14 protein-coding genes are annotated in these 16976 nt (G+C 69.6%); 6 read left to right on the top strand and 8 right to left on the bottom strand.

Going from position 1 to position 16976, the window contains the following annotated elements; genetic code table 11:
* Window positions 1-12: 12 nt before the first annotated feature.
* Window positions 13-870 (bottom strand): peptide chain release factor N(5)-glutamine methyltransferase, encoded by an 858-nt coding sequence (gene prmC, locus V2S05_RS01815; RefSeq protein ID WP_271637939.1) that lies wholly within the window; start codon window positions 868-870, stop codon window positions 13-15.
* 117 nt (window positions 871-987) lie between these two features.
* On the opposite strand from prmC, the gene cysK reads away from it, so the two are divergent.
* On the top strand, window positions 988-1926 hold the full coding sequence (gene cysK, locus V2S05_RS01810) for a cysteine synthase A (RefSeq protein ID WP_413633572.1): 939 nt from the start codon (window positions 988-990) through the stop codon (window positions 1924-1926).
* A 14-nt stretch (window positions 1927-1940) separates the two neighbouring features.
* Window positions 1941-2504 carry a serine O-acetyltransferase EpsC gene (gene epsC, locus V2S05_RS01805; RefSeq protein WP_271639665.1) on the top strand — a complete coding sequence of 188 codons (564 nt, stop codon included), beginning with the start codon at window positions 1941-1943 and terminating at the stop codon, window positions 2502-2504.
* 10 nt (window positions 2505-2514) lie between these two features.
* Here epsC and prfA read toward each other — a convergent pair whose 3' ends face one another.
* From prfA to lysA, 5 genes are all read right to left on the bottom strand, one after another.
* Window positions 2515-3591 carry a peptide chain release factor 1 gene (gene prfA / locus V2S05_RS01800; RefSeq protein WP_413633570.1) on the bottom strand — a complete coding sequence of 359 codons (1077 nt, stop codon included), beginning with the start codon at window positions 3589-3591 and terminating at the stop codon, window positions 2515-2517.
* Between the two features lie 24 nt (window positions 3592-3615).
* On the bottom strand, window positions 3616-5718 hold the full coding sequence (gene rho / locus V2S05_RS01795; protein WP_413633569.1) for a transcription termination factor Rho: 2103 nt from the start codon (window positions 5716-5718) through the stop codon (window positions 3616-3618).
* A 167-nt stretch (window positions 5719-5885) separates the two neighbouring features.
* The gene (gene thrB, locus V2S05_RS01790; RefSeq protein ID WP_413635205.1) at window positions 5886-6794 is read right to left on the bottom strand and encodes a homoserine kinase; all 909 of its coding nucleotides are present in this window, start codon (window positions 6792-6794) and stop codon (window positions 5886-5888) included.
* Window positions 6795-6871: 77 nt separating this feature from the next.
* Complete coding sequence (locus tag V2S05_RS01785) at window positions 6872-8188, bottom strand: homoserine dehydrogenase (RefSeq protein ID WP_413633568.1); 1317 nt, start codon at window positions 8186-8188, stop codon at window positions 6872-6874.
* Window positions 8189-8246: 58 nt separating this feature from the next.
* On the bottom strand, window positions 8247-9638 hold the full coding sequence (gene lysA / locus V2S05_RS01780; protein WP_413633567.1) for a diaminopimelate decarboxylase: 1392 nt from the start codon (window positions 9636-9638) through the stop codon (window positions 8247-8249).
* 176 nt (window positions 9639-9814) lie between these two features.
* Here lysA and V2S05_RS01775 point away from each other — a divergent pair, with 176 nt between their 5' ends.
* On the top strand, window positions 9815-10813 hold the full coding sequence (locus V2S05_RS01775) for a YihY/virulence factor BrkB family protein (protein WP_413633565.1): 999 nt from the start codon (window positions 9815-9817) through the stop codon (window positions 10811-10813).
* Between the two features lie 82 nt (window positions 10814-10895).
* Here V2S05_RS01775 and V2S05_RS01770 read toward each other — a convergent pair whose 3' ends face one another.
* Together V2S05_RS01770 and V2S05_RS01765 are read right to left on the bottom strand one after the other, a co-directional pair.
* On the bottom strand, window positions 10896-11663 hold the full coding sequence (locus V2S05_RS01770) for a DUF2993 domain-containing protein (protein WP_413633563.1): 768 nt from the start codon (window positions 11661-11663) through the stop codon (window positions 10896-10898).
* A 4-nt stretch (window positions 11664-11667) separates the two neighbouring features.
* Window positions 11668-13332 carry an arginine--tRNA ligase gene (locus tag V2S05_RS01765; RefSeq protein WP_413633562.1) on the bottom strand — a complete coding sequence of 555 codons (1665 nt, stop codon included), beginning with the start codon at window positions 13330-13332 and terminating at the stop codon, window positions 11668-11670.
* A 187-nt stretch (window positions 13333-13519) separates the two neighbouring features.
* Between V2S05_RS01765 and V2S05_RS01760 the strand changes: the two genes are divergently transcribed.
* The 3 genes from V2S05_RS01760 to V2S05_RS01750 are packed head-to-tail and all read left to right on the top strand — an operon-like array spanning window position 13520 to window position 16939.
* A complete protein-coding gene (locus tag V2S05_RS01760) occupies window positions 13520-14446 on the top strand; it encodes a MurR/RpiR family transcriptional regulator (RefSeq protein ID WP_271637950.1) in 927 nt (308 codons plus the stop codon).
* Window positions 14447-14504: 58 nt separating this feature from the next.
* Entirely contained in the window at window positions 14505-15923 is a 1419-nt protein-coding gene (gene ngcE, locus V2S05_RS01755) for an N-acetylglucosamine/diacetylchitobiose ABC transporter substrate-binding protein (protein WP_413633560.1), read from the top strand.
* 26 nt (window positions 15924-15949) lie between these two features.
* On the top strand, window positions 15950-16939 hold the full coding sequence (locus tag V2S05_RS01750) for a carbohydrate ABC transporter permease (RefSeq protein WP_413635203.1): 990 nt from the start codon (window positions 15950-15952) through the stop codon (window positions 16937-16939).
* The last annotated feature ends 37 nt before the right edge of the window (window positions 16940-16976 follow it).

Genomic DNA, 16976 nt, shown 5'->3' with positions numbered 1-16976 from the left:
GGGCGGCCGCGATCAGGCCCGCAGCGCCGTCGTCGCGCGGTCGCGACGGGTGAGGTCCTGATGCGTCGCTGCTGCGCGCCAGCCGTCGACGGTGAGGATGTCGCGGATGGCGGCACCCTGCAGCTCGCCGTGCTCGAGCACGAGCAGCCCGCCGGGGTGCAGCAGCTGCCGCGCACGCGAGCTGATCACGCGCACCACATCCAGGCCGTCCGCGCCACCGTAGAGCGCCTGCGCCGGGTCGTGCAGCCGCACCTCGGGGTCTCGCGGGATCGCGTCGTCTGGCACGTACGGCGGGTTCGAGATGACCACGTCGACAGCGCCGCGCAGCTCATCGAACGCCGTGGCGAGATCGCCGAGCACCAGCGTGAGATTGCCGACACCGCTCACGTTGCGCTCGGCCCAGGCATGCGCGTCGGCGGAGCGCTCGACCGCGTGCACCCTCGCGTGCGGCACCTCCGTGGCCATCGCCAGTGCGATCGCGCCGCTGCCGGTGCCGAGGTCGACGGCGATCGGCTGCGCGGACGCGCTCTCCAGCAGCGCGTCGATCGCGAACTGCACGACGGTCTCGGTCTCCGGCCGCGGCACGAAGACGCCCGGGCCGACGGCCAGCTCGAGGTGACGGAAGGCTGCTCGGCCGGTGAGGTGCTGCAGGGGCTCGCGCGCTGCGCGCCGGTCGACCAGGAGGGCCAGCCGCTCGGCATCCGGTTCGGCGATCCGCTCTCCCCGAACGACCGCCGCCTGCAGTTCGCCGCGACCGAGCCCGAGCACGTGTCCGATGAGCAGCTCGGCGTCGACGAGCGGGTCCGGGACGCCCGCATCGGCGAGTCGCTGCGCGATGACGCGCAGCTGCGCCGAGATGAGAATGGGCATCCCCTCAGCGTAGGCGGTGCGGGCGCCCGGTCACACTTTGTCATCATCCAGACCACGCCCCGTAGGCTGATCTCGCTGAACTCCGTTCACCAGAACTCCGCTGACGAAAGGTCTGCCATGACCGGCATCCACAACGACATCACGAGCACTTTCGGCAACACGCCCCTGGTGCGGCTGAACCACCTGACCGAGGGCCTCGACGCCACCGTTCTCGTCAAGCTCGAGTCGTTCAACCCGGCCTCGAGCGTGAAGGACCGCATCGGCATCGCGATCGTCGACGCCGCCGAGGCGTCGGGAGAGCTGGCGCCGGGCGGCACCATCGTCGAGGCGACCAGCGGCAACACCGGCATCGCCCTGGCGATGGTCGGCGCCGCACGCGGCTACAAGGTGATCCTCACCATGCCCGCCTCCATGTCGAAGGAGCGTCGCGTGCTGCTGAAGGCGTTCGGCGCCGAGCTCGTGCTCACCGACCCGACGCTGGGCATGAAGGGCGCGATCGAGAAGCTGCAGGAGATCATCGAGTCCACCCCCGGAGCGGTGTGGGCCCGTCAGTTCGAGAACTCCGCCAACCCGCAGATCCACCGTGAGACGACCGCACAGGAGATCCTGCGCGACACCGACGGACAGGTCGACATCTTCGTCGCCGGCGTCGGCACGGGCGGCACCATCACCGGCGTCGGGCAGGCCCTCAAGTCGGTCAAGCCCGAGGTCCACGTCGTCGCCGTCGAGCCGGCCGATTCCCCCCTGCTCTCGGAGGGACGCACCGGCCCCGCGAAGATCCAGGGCATCGGACCCAACTTCGTGCCCGCGATCCTCGATCGCGACGTGATCGACGAGATCATCACCGCGGGCTTCGAGGAGTCCCTCGAGACCTCCCGTGCGCTCGCGGCCAAGGAAGGCATCCTCGTGGGCATCTCGGCCGGCGCCGCCGTCGCGCAAGCGCTGAAGATCGCGGCTCGACCCGAGAGCAAGGGCAAGCAGATCGTGGTCATCGGCTGCGACACCGGCGAGCGGTACCTCTCCACCGCGCTGTTCGAAGACCTGCGCGAGGACTGACCGTCCCCGTGAGCATGCTCTCCCGGGTCCGCGAAGACATCGCGGCCGCCCGCCGTCGCGACCCCGCTGCCCGCAGCGGGGTCGAGGTGGCTCTGCTCTACCCCGGCCTGCACGCCGTGTGGGGTCACCGGGTGTGGCACGCGCTGTGGCGGCGCGGGCTGCGCTTCATCGCGCGCATGGGGTCCCAGCTGACGCGCTGGCTCACGGGGATCGAGATCCATCCGGGCGCGCGCATCGGCCGGCGCTTCTTCATCGACCACGGCACGGGCGTCGTGATCGGCGAGACAGCCGAGATCGGCGATGACGTCATGATCTACCACGGCGTCACGCTCGGCGGCCGCACGCGCGATCACGGCAAGCGGCACCCCACCCTCGAGGACGGCGTGTCGGTGGGCGCCGGCGCGAAGATCCTCGGTCCGGTGCGCGTCGGCGCGCGGTCGGTCGTCGGCGCGAACGCCGTCGTCACCAAGGATGCTCCGGCCGACAGCATCCTCGTCGGAGTTCCGGCGAAGCCGCGGCGGCGCACCGATTCGGACGACTCGCGGGCGCTGCTGACAGCGCCCGACTACGCGATCTGAGACCTGTCGCTCACTCGCCGCCGAGGGCGGACAGCCTGGCCTCCTCGTCGGCGTGGATGGCCGACTCGATGATGGGCTCGAGCGCGCCGTCCATCACCTGGTCGAGGTTGTACGCCTTGTACCCGGTGCGGTGATCAGCGATGCGGTTCTCCGGGAAGTTGTAGGTGCGGATCCGCTCGGAGCGGTCCATGCCGCGGATCTGCGAACGGCGGGCGTCGGATGCCGCGGCATCCCGCTCCTCCTGCTGTTTCGCGAGCAGCCGGGCACGCAGCACGCGCATGGCCGCCTCGCGGTTCTGCAACTGCGACTTCTCGTTCTGCATCGACACCACGATGCCGGTGGGCACGTGCGTGATGCGCACCGCGGAGTCGGTGGTGTTCACCGACTGGCCGCCCGGGCCGGACGAGCGGTAGACGTCGATCTTCAGGTCGTTCTGATCGATCTGGATCTCCTCGGGCTCGTCGACCTCGGGGAAGACGAGCACGCCCGTGGTGGACGTGTGGATGCGGCCCTGCGACTCGGTGGCGGGCACGCGCTGCACACGGTGCACGCCGCCCTCGTACTTCAGGTGCGCCCACACGCCCTGCGACGGGTCGGACGACGCGCCCTTGATCGCGACCTGGACGTCCTTGTAGCCGCCCAGATCGGATTCGTTGCGCTCGAGCAGCTCGGTCTTCCAGCCCTTGGATGCCGCGTACTGGACGTACATGCGCAGCAGGTCGGCGGCGAAGAGGGCGGATTCGGCGCCGCCCTCCCCTGCCTTGATCTCCATGATCACGTCGCGAGCGTCGTCGGGGTCGCGCGGGATGAGCAGGCGCCGCAGCTTCTCCTGCGCCACCCGCAGCCCCTCCTCGAGCGCGGGCACCTCGTCGGCGAAGGCGTCGTCCTCCCTGGCCAGCTCGCGAGCCGCCTCCAGGTCGTCTGATGCCGTCGTCCACGCCTCGTGTGCGGCGACGATGCGGTTCAGCTCGGCGTAGCGCCGGTTGACCCGCTTGGCGCGCGCGGCATCGGCGTGCACCGCCGGGTCGGAGAGCTCCTCCTGCACCCGGCGATGCTCCTCGATGAGGGCCTGGACCGATTCGAACACGCCTCTGCTCCGCTCAGCGGTGGGTCAGCGGATGCTGTTCTCGTGGGCGTGCGCGCCGCCGTTGGTGTTCGGCGTCGGCACAGACTTCTGCATCTGGAAGAGGAACTCCACGTTCGAGCCGGTCTCCTTGAGCTTGCCCAGCACGACCTCGAGCGCCTGCTGCGGGTCGAGGCCGGCGAGGGCACGACGCAGCTTCCACGTGATCTTGACCTCGTCGGCCGACAACAGCATCTCCTCGCGGCGCGTGCTCGACGCGTTCACGTCGACCGCAGGGAAGATGCGCTTGTCGGCGAGCTGACGCGACAGACGCAGCTCGCTGTTGCCGGTTCCCTTGAACTCCTCGAAGATGACCTCGTCCATCTTCGACCCGGTCTCGACGAGAGCGGTCGCGAGGATGGTGAGCGATCCGCCGTTCTCGATGTTGCGCGCGGCGCCGAAGAAGCGCTTCGGCGGGTACAGCGCCGCGGCGTCGACGCCGCCGGTGAGCACACGGCCAGACGCAGGCGTCGAGATGTTGTACGCGCGGCCGAGGCGGGTGATCGAGTCGAGCAGCACGACGACGTCACGACCCAGCTCGACGAGGCGCTTGGCACGCTCGATCGCGAGCTCGGCGACCGTCGTGTGATCCTCTGCCGGACGGTCGAAGGTCGACGCGATGACCTCGCCCTTCACGGTGCGCTGCATGTCGGTGACCTCTTCGGGGCGCTCGTCGACGAGCACGACCATGAGGTGCACCTCGGGGTTGTTCTGCGCGATCGCGTTGGCGATCTGCTGCAGCACGATGGTCTTGCCCGCCTTGGGCGGTGCGACGATCAGGCCGCGCTGGCCCTTTCCGATCGGCGCGACCAGATCGATGATCCGCTGGGTGAGCTTCTCCGGAGCGGTCTCCAGACGCAGCCGCTCCTGCGGGTACAGCGGTGTCAGCTTGCCGAACTCCACGCGGTTCGCGGCGTCGTCGGGCGAGAGGCCGTTGATCGAGTCGACCTTGACCAGGGCGTTGTACTTCTGGCGGCCCTGCTGCTCGCCCTCGCGGGGCTGCTTGATCGCGCCGACGACCGCGTCGCCCTTGCGCAGGTTGTACTTCTTCACCTGGCCGAGCGAGACGTAGACGTCGCTGGAACCGGCGAGATAGCCGGTGGTGCGCACGAAGGCGTAGTTGTCGAGCACATCGAGGATGCCGGCGACGGGGATGAGCACGTCGTCCTCGCCGATCTCGGTCTCGAACTCGTCGGCTGTGGTGTTGCCGCCGCCGCGGCGCTTGCTGCCCCGCTGCCGGCCGCGGCCCGAGCCGCCGTCCTCGTCGGAGTCGCTCTGTCCGCCGGTCTGGGAGCCGCCGTTCTGGCCACTGCTGCTCTTGTCGCCGCCGTTCTTGTCGCCGCCGCGCCCGCGACTGCGGTTACGGCTGCGACTGCGGCTGCGGCCGGAGCCCTCGCCATCGCCGTCGTTGTCGCCGCCGCTCTGCTCGTTCGCCGGCGAGGTCTGCTCGCTCGGGGCGGATCCGGCCGGTGCTTCGGCGCCGCTCTCGTCTTCGGCGGCCTTCGCGCCGCGGCGTCCGCGAGAGGGACGCTTGGCGGGCTCGGCAGGGGCGTCCGCCGTCTGCTCATCGATGGCACCGGCGGCCTCGCTCGCTGCGGCGGTCGTCTCGGTGGCGCCCTCGTCGCTCGTCGGCTCGGCGGGGGCTTCGCTCTTCTTCGCGCGGGAGGGGCGCTTGCGAGCCGGCTTCGCCGGCGCCTCCGCGACGTCGGTCTGCTCGGCCGGAGCCGCGGTCGTCGCCGAAGCATCCGTCGCGGACTCGCTGGGCGCGACGGACGCCGGTGCGGCTGCAGGCGCGTCCGCGGCCGGCAGGTCGAGCGTCTCGGCGTCGGCCTTCTTTGCGCGCGTGCGCCGTGGCGCCTTGGCCTTCGGCTGCTCCGCAGCAGGCGCCGCATCGGCTCCCGGCCCGGGCTGGGCTGCGGCGGAGTCGGCCGCAGGCGCCGTCGAGGTGTCAGCGGCGCCGGCCTCGGCTGCTGCGGCGGCGGAGGCCGTCGTCGCGCGGCGCGGAGCGCGCTTGCGTGCCGGCGCCGGAGTCTCGGTCGTCACCGACTCGGTGGTCGTGGTGTCGTTCTGGGTCTCGGAGAGGTTCTCCACGAGTACTCCCTCATATGTCGTGGGAAGACGAGCAGTCCGAAGTTGCACGCAGCAGATGCTGCGGGCATCACACGCGCCGACGCAGAGCGCCTGCCAGCCAGTACCTGGATGTTCCTGGGGATCGCGTGCGGACTTCGCAGAAGTGCGATAGGGCGAGATTCACGAAGTTACGTGGTGCCCTCCGCTCGTTCCCTCACTGTACCACCCTGCACGTCCACTGCGAGCATGTGCGCCTGCCACGGAGTGTCCGTCACCGTATCGGCCAGCTCCACGGCGCGCTGGCGCGCGCCTGGCCCGTCCGCCAGCACGAGAACACTGGGGCCGGCGCCCGAGACGACCGCCGCGAACCCCTCGGCCCGCAGCGCCTGGACCAGACGCAGGGTCTCCGGCATCGCCGGACCGCGGTACTCCTGGTGCAGACGGTCGTCGGTCGCGTCGAGCAGCAGCTCGGGGCTCTGCGTGAGCGCGGCGATGAGCAGCGCCGAGCGCGACACGTTGAAGACGGCGTCCTCGCGCGAGACGTGCGGCGGCTGCAGCGAACGGGCGAGCGACGTCGACATCGTGAAGCCCGGCACGAACACGAGCGGCGCGACGCCGCGGTGCACGAGCAGCTTCTTGTGCTGCGGGCCGCGCTCCCCCGTCCAGGCGATGGTCAGACCTCCGAACAGGGCGGGCGCGACGTTGTCGGGATGGCCCTCGAGCTCCGTCGCCAGGCGCAGCAGCGCCTCGTCGTCGAGGTCGACATCCCCCGCCAGCAGCCCCTTTGCGATCAGGATGCCCGCTGCCACAGCCGCGCCTGACGATCCGAGGCCGCGCCCATGAGGCACGCCGTTCTCGGCGTGCAGGTGCAGACCCGGCATCCGGCGGCCGACATCGGCGTAGACGTGCGCGACGGATCGGACGACGAGGTTGCTCTCGTCGGTCGGGATATCCGCCGCGCCCGACCCGGTCACCTCGATCACGAGACGGTCGTCGTCGAAGGACGAGGCGGTGAGCGTGTCGTACACGCTCAGTGCCAGACCGAGGGTGTCGAATCCGGGGCCGAGGTTGGCGCTGGTCGCCGGGACGGTGACCATGACGGTGCGGATCGCGCCGTCGACGTGCGGCGTCTGGGAGGTGACCGGCTCGGCCGGCACGAGGGTGACCCCCACGCTCATTCCCCCTCGACGCGCAGCACCGACACGACCCGCTCGACGACATCGCTCGCCGTCAGCCGGTCGACGGCGGCGCTCAGGGCGCTGTCGGTGGCACGGTGCGTCCCGATGATCAGCCGCGCGCTCTCCCGGTCGGTGCCGTCGGATGCCGGGATGACGGTCTGCACGAGCGTCGCGACGGACACGCCGCCGTCACTGAGCAGGCCGGCGATGGCCGCGAGCACACCCGCCTCGTCCGATACCTCGAGAGTGATCTGGTAGCGGGTGAGCACGTGGCCGATCGAGACGATCGGCAGGTTGGCGCGCGTGGATTCGCCGACGCCCGTGCCGCCGGCGATGTGCCGCCGTGCGGCCGAGACGACATCGCCGAGCACGGCGGATGCGGTCTGCACGCCGCCTGCACCGGCGCCGTAGAACATCAGCGATCCGGCGGCCTCGGCCTCGACGAAGACGGCGTTGTTCGCTCCGTGCACGGCGCCGAGCGGGTGATCGCGAGGGACGAGGGCCGGGTACACCCGCACCGAGATCGACTCGGGCCCACCCTCGCCGAGACGCTCGCACACGGCCAGCAGCTTGATGACGAAGCCGGCTTCCCTGGCCTCCTCGATCATGTCGGCCGTCACGCCCGTGATGCCCTCGCGATGCACGGCCTCGAGCGGAACCGCGGTGTGGAAGGCGAGCGATGCCAGGATCGCCGCCTTCTGCGCGGCGTCGTAGCCTTCCACATCGGCCGTCGGATCGGCCTCGGCGTAGCCGAGCCGCTGGGCGTCGGCGAGCACGTCGGCGAAGTCGGCGCCCTCGCCGTCCATGCGGTCGAGGATGTAGTTCGTCGTTCCGTTGACGATGCCCATGATGCGCACCACCCTGTCGCCGGCCAGCGAGTCGCGGAGCGGGCGGATGATCGGGATCGCGCCGGCGGCCGCGGCCTCGTAGTAGACCGAGGCACCCACCCGCTCGGCCGCTTCATAGATCTCCGGCCCGTGGGTGGCGAGCAGCGCCTTGTTCGCAGTGACGACATCTGCGCCCGAGCCGAGGCCCAGCAGGATGTGGGAGCGAGCCGGCTCGATGCCGCCCATGAGCTCGATGACGATGTCGGATCCGGTGATCAGCGTCTCGGCGTCGGTGGTGAACAGCTCGCGAGGCAGGTCGACGTCGCGTGGAGCGTCGACGTCGCGCACGGCGATGCCGGCGAGCTCCAGGCGGGCGCCGGCGCGGTCGGCGAGCTCGTCGCCGTGACGCAGCAGCAGGGAGGCCACCTGAGAGCCCACGGCTCCGGCTCCCAGCAGCGCCACACGAAGTCGTCGGTAGTCAGTCATCTGCGCTCCTCAGCACGTTCGGGTCGGGGCTTTCGGTCTGGCCGCGGACGGCCCGGGCTCACTGCGGGATGCCCGCGTCGCGAGCGAGCAGGTCGGCGAGCGATTCGCCGCGCACGATCACGCGTGCCTCTCCGTCGGCCACGGCGACGATGGGCGGCCGGGGCACATGGTTGTAATTGCTCGACAGGGGCGCGCAGTAAGCTCCCGTGGCGGGGACGGCGAGGAGGTCGCCCGGGGTCAGATCGCCCGGCAGGTACTCGTGGTCGACGACGATGTCGCCCGACTCGCAGTGCTTGCCCACGACGCGCACCAGCACGGGATCGTCGGTGCCTATCCGGGAGGCCAGGCGCGCCGAGTACTGCGCGCCGTACAGGGCCGGGCGGGCATTGTCGCTCATACCTCCGTCGACGCTCACGTAGCGGCGAGTGGCCGTCTCGAGAGCGACGTCCTTGGTCGTCCCGATCTCGTAGAGGGTCACGCCGGCGTTGCCGACGATCGCCCGGCCCGGTTCGAACGAGAGTGCGGGCACGGGGATGCCGCGGGCTGCGCACCCTTCGGCGACAGCCGCGACGATGCCGTCGGCGAGATCGGCGATGGGCGTCGGGTCGTCGACGCGCGTGTAGGCGATGCCGAACCCTCCGCCGAGGTTGAGCTGGGGGATGTCGCCGCCCTCGAGCAGCTGCTGGTGCAGGTCGAGCAGGCGCGAGGCGGATTCACGGAACCCGGCGACCCCGAAGATCTGGGAGCCGATGTGGCAGTGCAGGCCGGCGAACACGAGTCCGTCGATCTCGCGGATCCGCGCGACGACGGCCGGCGCCTGCCCGAGCGGGAAGCCGAACTTCTGGTCCTCGTGGGCGGTCGCCAGGAAGTCGTGGGTCTCGGCGTGCACGCCGCTGTTCACGCGCAGCATGACCCGCTGCGACGCGCCGGTGCGGGAGACGATGGCGGCCAGACGCTCGACCTCGATGACGCTGTCGATGATGATGGTGCCCACGCCGGCATCCACGGCCCGCTCGAGCTCTGCCACCGACTTGTTGTTGCCGTGGAAGCCCAGCCTCCCGGCATCCGCTCCCCCGGCCAGCGCCACCTCGAGCTCGCCGCCGGTGCAGACGTCGACGTTCAGCCCCTCGTCCAGCACCCAGCGCACGATCGACGTGTTCAGCAGAGCCTTCCCCGCGTAGTAGACGCGCGCCGTCGTTCCGTGAGCGGCCGCCGCTCGCTCGAAGGCGGAGCGCAGCGCTGCAGCCCGGCGGCGCACCTCCGACTCGTCGATCACCTGCAGAGGCGTGCCGTGGACGCGGACCAGCTCGCCGACCGCCACGCCGGCGATGTGCAGCTCACCGTCGGCATCCCGCTGCGCCGACATCGGCCACACCCCCTCGACCAGGTCGTTGGCGTCGTCGGGGACGACCAGCCATCCGGGGGCGGGAGAGGAGTCGGGGGAATGCACGCAGCGCCAATCGGGTCACGGTTCTGACGGGGTTCGCCGTGGAGACGAGGTCGACCCTGATTCTAGGACACCCCCGAGTCAACCCCCGTTCACATTCCGACGCACTCAATAGTGTGGTGAAGATGGAGAGGCCGACGAGTTCCGACCCCGGTTCGACCCCCGAGCAGAAGGGATGGATGGCGCGGACATCTGCGATGGTGATCCGCCGCCTGCTGCAGCTGCGCATCGTGCGCGCCGCGCTGCTCTACACCGGCAGGCGCGGGCCGATGCTCGCCGATGCGGTCACGTACCGCGCGCTGTTCAGCGTGTTCGCCGCCGTGCTGCTCGGGTTCTCGGCGGCGGCGCTCTGGCTCTCACAGGACGCCGCGGCCTGGACCGCCGTCGTCTCGGCCGTGGACTCGGCTGTGCCCGGTCTCATCGCGACCGGCGACGACAAGGGCATCGTCGACCTCGATGACATCAAGGCGCCGGGCGGGCTGTCGGTCGCAGGGGTGATCTCGCTGATCGGTCTCATCGGCTCGGCGCTCGGGGCGATCGGGTCGATGCGCAATGCGGTGCGCACGATCGCCGGGACGGAGTCCGCCGATGTGATCTGGTATCTCGTGCTGCTGCGCAGCGTGCTGCTCGCGCTGATCATCGGCGGCACCTTCGTCGCCGCCGCAGGCCTCACCTTCGCCGGGGAGCTGATCGTGGGCTGGTTCGCCGGGATCGTGGGAGTCGCCGGCGACTCGGCCGTGGTGTTCTGGACGGTCCGTCTGCTGTCGATGGTGATCGTGTTCGCGCTGGATGCCGTTCTCATCGCCGCGGTGTACCGGATGCTGTCCGGCGTGCGCGCCTCGGCCGGCGTGCTGTGGGGCGGCGCCGCGATCGGTGCGGTGGGCCTGCTCGTCCTTCAGGAGCTGTCGAGCCTGTTCGTCGGCGGCGCGAAATCGAATCCGCTGCTCGCCTCGTTCGCGTCGCTGCTGGCGCTGCTGCTGTGGCTGAACCTCTCGTCGCAGGTCATCCTGCTGGCGAGTGCCCTGATCACGATCTCGCACCGCGAGCGCAGCGACCGGGTCGCGGAGCGCTTCGGGGCCGAGACGCTGCCCGAGTTCGCGCTGCGTCGGGCAGAGGACGACGTGCGAGCCGCCACGGCGAATCTGCGCGCGGCGCAGAAGGCGGCAGCTCCCGAGTGACCCGCACTGCGGCCGCCTGAGCCTGCCGAAGGGGCGCGCTCCCAGGGTGGGCGGGCTCTCGACGCGTCGAGGGTCCGGGCAGTTAGGAGCGGGGGCAGGTGCCGGGCTCGAGGAGCGCCGGGTCGACCGCTATGCGACCATCGGCGGCGATGTCGGCGACGGCGCGGCTGCCCTCGACGCGCAGACCGGTGAGGGTGATGCCGGCGGGGAGACGGTCGGCGATGCAGATGCGCTGCGGCTGTGTGATCGCCGCGCCCGCCGCACCGACCAGGCCCGAGACGGCATCCAGGTTCACCGCGGCTCCGTTGAACATCACCGCGACGGGTGTCAGCACCAGATCGCCGTCTTCGGCCCCGGGCGTCACGGTGAGCCCGACCGGGATCCGACTGCCGAAGAGCTCGAGGTCGGCCTCTATCGTCGCGTCAGGCTCTGTCAGCTCGATGCCCGAGATCGGCAGCGACGACGCCTCCAGCAGCGAGCCGAACTGGCTCTGGTCGATCGAGACCGTTCCCTCCGCCGCGCCCAGTGCTCCTCCCGAGACCGGGACGTCGCGGGCGGTGACCCGCGCGGAGCCGGTGATGCCGCCGATGGTGACCTCGTCCGAGGCGAGCTTCACCTCGTCGAGGGTGCCTGCGATCAGCTGCGGCAGCATCACTCCCGCCACCTGCACGTCGAGCTGCTGCTCCTCGGGCAGATCGAGGTTCGAGATCACGAGCGAGCGGATCGTGTTCGGCACGATGGCACGCGCGACGAGCTCTCCCGCGGCCACGAGAGCCGCCAGCACCAGCACGATGACGAGCACGACCCACGGCCAGCGAGGTCGACGCGTGGTGGCGGCCGCGTTCGTCATCGGGTCACATCCGCTCGGGGGCCGAGACGCCGAGCAGGTCGAGCCCGTTGCGCAGCACCTGTCCGGTGGCGTCGTTCAGCCACAGCCGCGTGCGATGCACCGTCTCGATCGGATCGTCGCCCTTCGGGATCACGCGGCAGCTGTCGTACCAGCGGTGGTACAGGCCCGCGAGCTCCTCGAGGTAGCGCGCGATGCGATGCGGTTCACGCACCTCGGCGGCGAACGCCACCAGGCGGGGGAACTCCTGCAGCGCGCCGAGCAGAGCGCTCTCGGTCTCATGCGTGAGCAGCTCAGGAGCGAACTCCGAACGGTCGACGCCGGAGTCGCCGGCATTGCGCGCCACATTGTGCGTGCGAGCGTGCGCGTACTGCACGTAGAACACCGGGTTGTCGTTGGTGCGCTTCTGCAGCAGCTCGGGATCGAGATCGAGCGGCGAATCGGCAGGCGAGCGCTCCAGCGCGTAGCGCAGCGCATCGGTGCCGATCCATGCCCGCAGATCGTCCATCTCGATGATGTTCCCGGCACGCTTGGACAGACGAGCGCCACGCACCGAGACGAGCTGACCGATCAGCACCTCGATGTTCTTCTCGGGGTCTTCACCCGCCGCGCCCGCGACCGCCTTGAGGCGGTGCACGTAACCGTGGTGGTCCGCACCGAGCAGATAGATCTTGTTCTGGAAGCCGCGGTCGCTCTTGTTCAGGTAGTAGGCGGCATCGGCGGCGAAGTACGTGTACTCGCCGTTCGAGCGCCGGATGACGCGGTCCTTGTCATCGCCGAAGTCGGTGGTGCGCACCCAGACGGCGCCCTCCTCGTCGAACACATGCCCCTGAGCGCGCAGCCGGTCGACCGCCTGATCGACGAGGCTCGCGCCGTCAGGTCCCGCGGCATGCAGAGTCCGCTCCGAGAACCACACGTCGAAGGGCACGTTGAACGCGGCGAGGGATGCCCGGATCTCGGCCAGCTGATACTCGTATGCCTGATCGCGCGCGATCACGAGCTGCTCGACCTCGGGAAGATCGAGAAGACCAGGGTGCGCGGCGAGCACGCGTGCGGCGAGTTCGGCGATGTACTCCCCCGGATAGCCGCCCTCCGGCGTCGGCTCGCCCTTGGCGGCCGCGACGATCGACTGCGCGAACCGCTCCATCTGCGCCCCGGCGTCGTTGATGTAGTACTCGCGCACGGCATCCGCCCCGCTGGCCAGCAGCAGGCGCACGATCGAGTCCCCCAGAGCAGCCCACCGGGTGTGGCCGATGTGCAGCGGTCCGACCGGGTTCGCCGAGACGAACTCGACGTTCACCGAGACTCCGACCTGGGATTCGTTGGTGCCGTACGACGCGCCCGCATCGACGATGGTCTTCGCGAGGGCGCCGGCCGCGCCGGCCTCGAGACGGATGTTGATGAATCCAGGACCGGCGATCTCGACACCCTGGATGCCGTCGATTCCGGCCAGGTCGTCGGCGATCCGCTGCGCGAGATCACGGGGACTCGAGCCCAGCCGCTTGGCCAGACGCATCGCGATGTTCGTCGACCAGTCACCGTGATCCCGATTGCGGGGACGCTCGAGCACGATGTCCGCAGCGTCGACGCCGAGTGCCTCATCCGGTCGCAGCGACGCCGCGATCGGGTCGAGGACGGCGAGGACGGCGGCGGAAAGGGCTTCAGGGTTCATAGGAGACCAAGTCTACGGCTCGCCGCATCTCCGACTCGAAACAGGCGGGGCGGTGGCGCCGCCGGCCTTCGTGATTCATTCGTGACGAGGCGATGTTTGACGTTTTCGTCGCATGAGAATAGTTTTCAGTGCAACGGGGATCCCGGACGAGGGCTTGCGCTCTCGCCCCGCAAAGAACCTGGAGGCAATGGTGCCACGGACCCGCGACAACGGAAACGGCCTGACGATCGCACGGCGCATCGCAGACCGTCGTCGCGCCATGCCGGCGGCGATGAGCAGGATCGCCGACGTCATCGCCGAGCATCCCGCCGCTCCGGTCGAGATGACGATCACCGAACTGGCCGGCCACGCCGGAACGTCGGCGGCCACCGTCACCCGGTTCTGCCGCGCGCTCGGCTTCGACGGGTACACGCAGTTCCGGGTGGGCGTCGCGTCCGAGATCGGTCGGGGCGATGCCGAGGAGAGCTGGCACGCCGACATGGGGCGCGAATTGAGCGCATCCGACGAGCCCGGCAAGATCCTGCAGACGCTGCTGAGCCTGCACATCGAGAGCCTGCAGAGCACCGCCTCCGGCCTCGACCTCGATTCCGTACTGCGCGCGGCGGACGCGATCACGGCGGCGCGCCACGTCGACATCTACGGTGTCGGCGGGAGCGGGGTCATGGCTCGGGAGTTCCAGGGGCGGCTGTACCGCATCGGGGTGAACGCGCACAGCTGGTCCGACGTGCACGACGGTCTCACCAGCGCTGTCCTGCAGGATCAGTCGTCGGTCGCGATCGGCATCTCGAGCACCGGTCGCACCGAGGAGACGGTGCAGATGCTCTCCCAGGCGCGCTCGGCCGGGGCGTTCACCGTCGCCATAACCCACGACAGCGACTCGCCGCTCGCCGCGCTCGCCGACATCTCGCTCGCCACCGCTGAGCCCACCGCCTACCTGCGTCCGGACGACCTGTCGGTCAAGCACTCCCAGCTGCTCGTGCTGGACCTGCTCTACGTGCTCGCCGCGCAGCAGACCTTCGGCGTGGCCTCCACCCGACTGGCGGCCAGCGCGATGGCCGTGGCTCCGCACCGCCGGGCGCCGCGCACCCACCGGCCCGATGCCGCCGTGCCCTGAACCCAGGGAAGACCCCGAACCCGAATACCGATTCACACCCACAACGGAAGGTAAAGAGATGGACATCAAGGACGCATCCATCAGCCGTCGCAACCTGCTGCGCGGTGCGGCGGCCGCAGCACTGCTGCTGCCGTTCAGCGCCACCCTCGCCTCGTGCGCTGCTCCCGGCGGCGGCGGAGGCGGCAAGGCACCGGCCGGTGAAGTCACCGCGGACAACCCGTTCGGCGTGGCAGCCAACTCGAAGGTCGACGCGGTCATCTTCAACGGCGGCTACGGCATCGACTACGTCGAGAACTCCGCGAAGCTGATGGAGAAGAGCAAGGGCCTGGACGGCGTGACGGTGAAGGTCTCGCCGTCGACCAAGATCGCCACCGAGCTGCAGCCGCGGTTCGTCGGCGGCAACCCGCCCGACCTCATCGACAACTCCGGTGCGAACTCGATCGGCTGGAACACGATCCTCGAGCAGCTCGAAGAGCTCGACGACGTGCTCGACGCCAAGAACAGCGACGGTGAGACGATCAGCGACACCGTCTTCGCCGGTGTCAAGGACCCCGGCACGTTCGATGGCAAGTTCGTCGCGCTCAACTACGTGCTGACGGTCTACGGCATCTGGTACTCGTCGAGCCTCTTCGAGCAGAACGGCTGGGCGGTTCCCACGAGCTGGCAGGACCTCAAGGACCTCGGCGCCAAGGCCAAGGAGCAGGGCAAGTACCTGTTCCTCTGGGGCAAGGAGGCGGCGACCTACTACCAGACGATGGTCATCGACTCGGCGGTCGTCCAGGCCGGCGACGACGTGCGACTCCCCCTGGAGAACCTCGCCGAAGACGCCTGGTCGCACCCTGTGCTGCAGGACATCCTGAACATCTTCTACGAGCTGATCCAGGCCGGCTACGTCAAGCCGGGCGGCTCGGGCACGCAGTTCACCGAGGCGCAGGCGCAGTGGAGCAACGGCCAGGAGGCCCTGCTCTACCCGTCGGGCTCGTGGATCGAGAACGAGATGAAGGATCAGACGGCCGACGGATTCAAGATGAAGGGCATCTCCGAGCTGCCGCTGGACGGCAACCAGACGACGCCCGCCGGCACGGCACGCGTCGAGGCGGGCGAGCCGTTCATCGTCCCGTCGAAGGCGAAGAACCCCGAGGGCGGCAAGGAGCTGCTTCGCACCATGCTGTCGAAGGAGGCTGCCACCGACTTCGCCAAGAGCAAGCTCGCGCCCACGGTCGTGAAGGACACCGTCCCGGCCGACGGATTCGGTTCGACCGCGCTGGTCTCGCAGTCCGAGATCATCGATGCAGCGGGCAGCAACGTCTTCACGATCAAGTCGACGAACCTGTACGGCATGAACGGCGACCAGCTGCCGATCTGGAACTCGTTCCTCGACGGCAAGATGGACGTCGCCACGCTCACCAAGCAGCTGCAGGCGCTGGTCGACAAGGTGCGGGAGGACGACTCCATCAACAAGATCGAGATCAAGTGACCACTGCTCCCGGAGTCGACGCGGCGCTGGACACCGTCGCCGTGACGGCGGCCCGGGCGGGGCGGCGCAAGCCGCCCCGCCTCGGGCGGCGCCCGCTGACCTTCGACTACGTCTCCTTCCTGCTGGTGTTCCTCGGCCTGCCGGTCGCGGTGTTCCTGATCTTCGTGATCTCGCCGTTCGTGCAGGCCGTGTACTACGCGATGACGAACTGGACCGGCTTCACCCCCGAGATGGACTTCATCGGGGTGAAGAACTTCGTCAAGCTCTTCAACGACTCGACTTTCATGCAGGCGATGGGCAACAACATCCTGCTCGCCATCGTGCTGCCGCTGATCACCCTCACGATCGCTCTCATCTTCGCGAGCATGATCACCATCGGCGGCCCCAGCAGCGGCCAGGTGCGCGGGCTGCGTGCGTCGAGCTTCTATCGCGTGGTGTCGTTCTTCCCGTACGTCATCCCCGCCATCGTCATCGGCATCCTGTGGAGCATGATCTACACGCCCAGCGGCCTGCTGAACGGGCTGCTCGGCGCGGTCGGCATCGACATGAACGACTTCGCCTGGCTCGGCGACGAGCGCACCGCGATGGGCGCCTCCATCTTCGTCATGGCCTGGGGCATGATCGGCTTCTACATGGTGCTGTTCATCGCCGCGATCAAGGGGGTGCCGGCCGAGATCTACGAGGCTGCGCGCATCGACGGCGCAGGCCGGTTCCGCACCACGGTGTCCATCACGCTGCCACTCATCCGCGACAACGTGCAGACCGCCTACATCTACCTCGGCATCATGGCCCTGGACGCCTACGTGTACATGGTCGCGCTGAACGCGACCGGTGGCCCAGGCAACAGCACGCTCGTGATGAGCCAGTACCTGTTCCGCACGGCCTTCGAGAAGGGCCAGTTCGGCCTCGCCAGCGCCATGGGCGTGGTGCTCGCCGTGATCACACTCATCTTCGCCGCGGCCGTGTTCCTCGTGAACCGCCTCACCGGCGGCAAGGACGACGGAGGTCGAGCATGAGCCAGCAGACCCGCACCCTGGTCGCGGTCGACCCCGC

The sequence above is a fragment of the Microbacterium sp. OR16 genome, from assembly GCF_047306725.1.
Classification (GTDB): domain Bacteria; phylum Actinomycetota; class Actinomycetes; order Actinomycetales; family Microbacteriaceae; genus Microbacterium.
The sequence above is the reverse complement of the archived record's forward strand: the minus strand, read 5'-3'. Positions and strand labels throughout refer to the sequence as shown.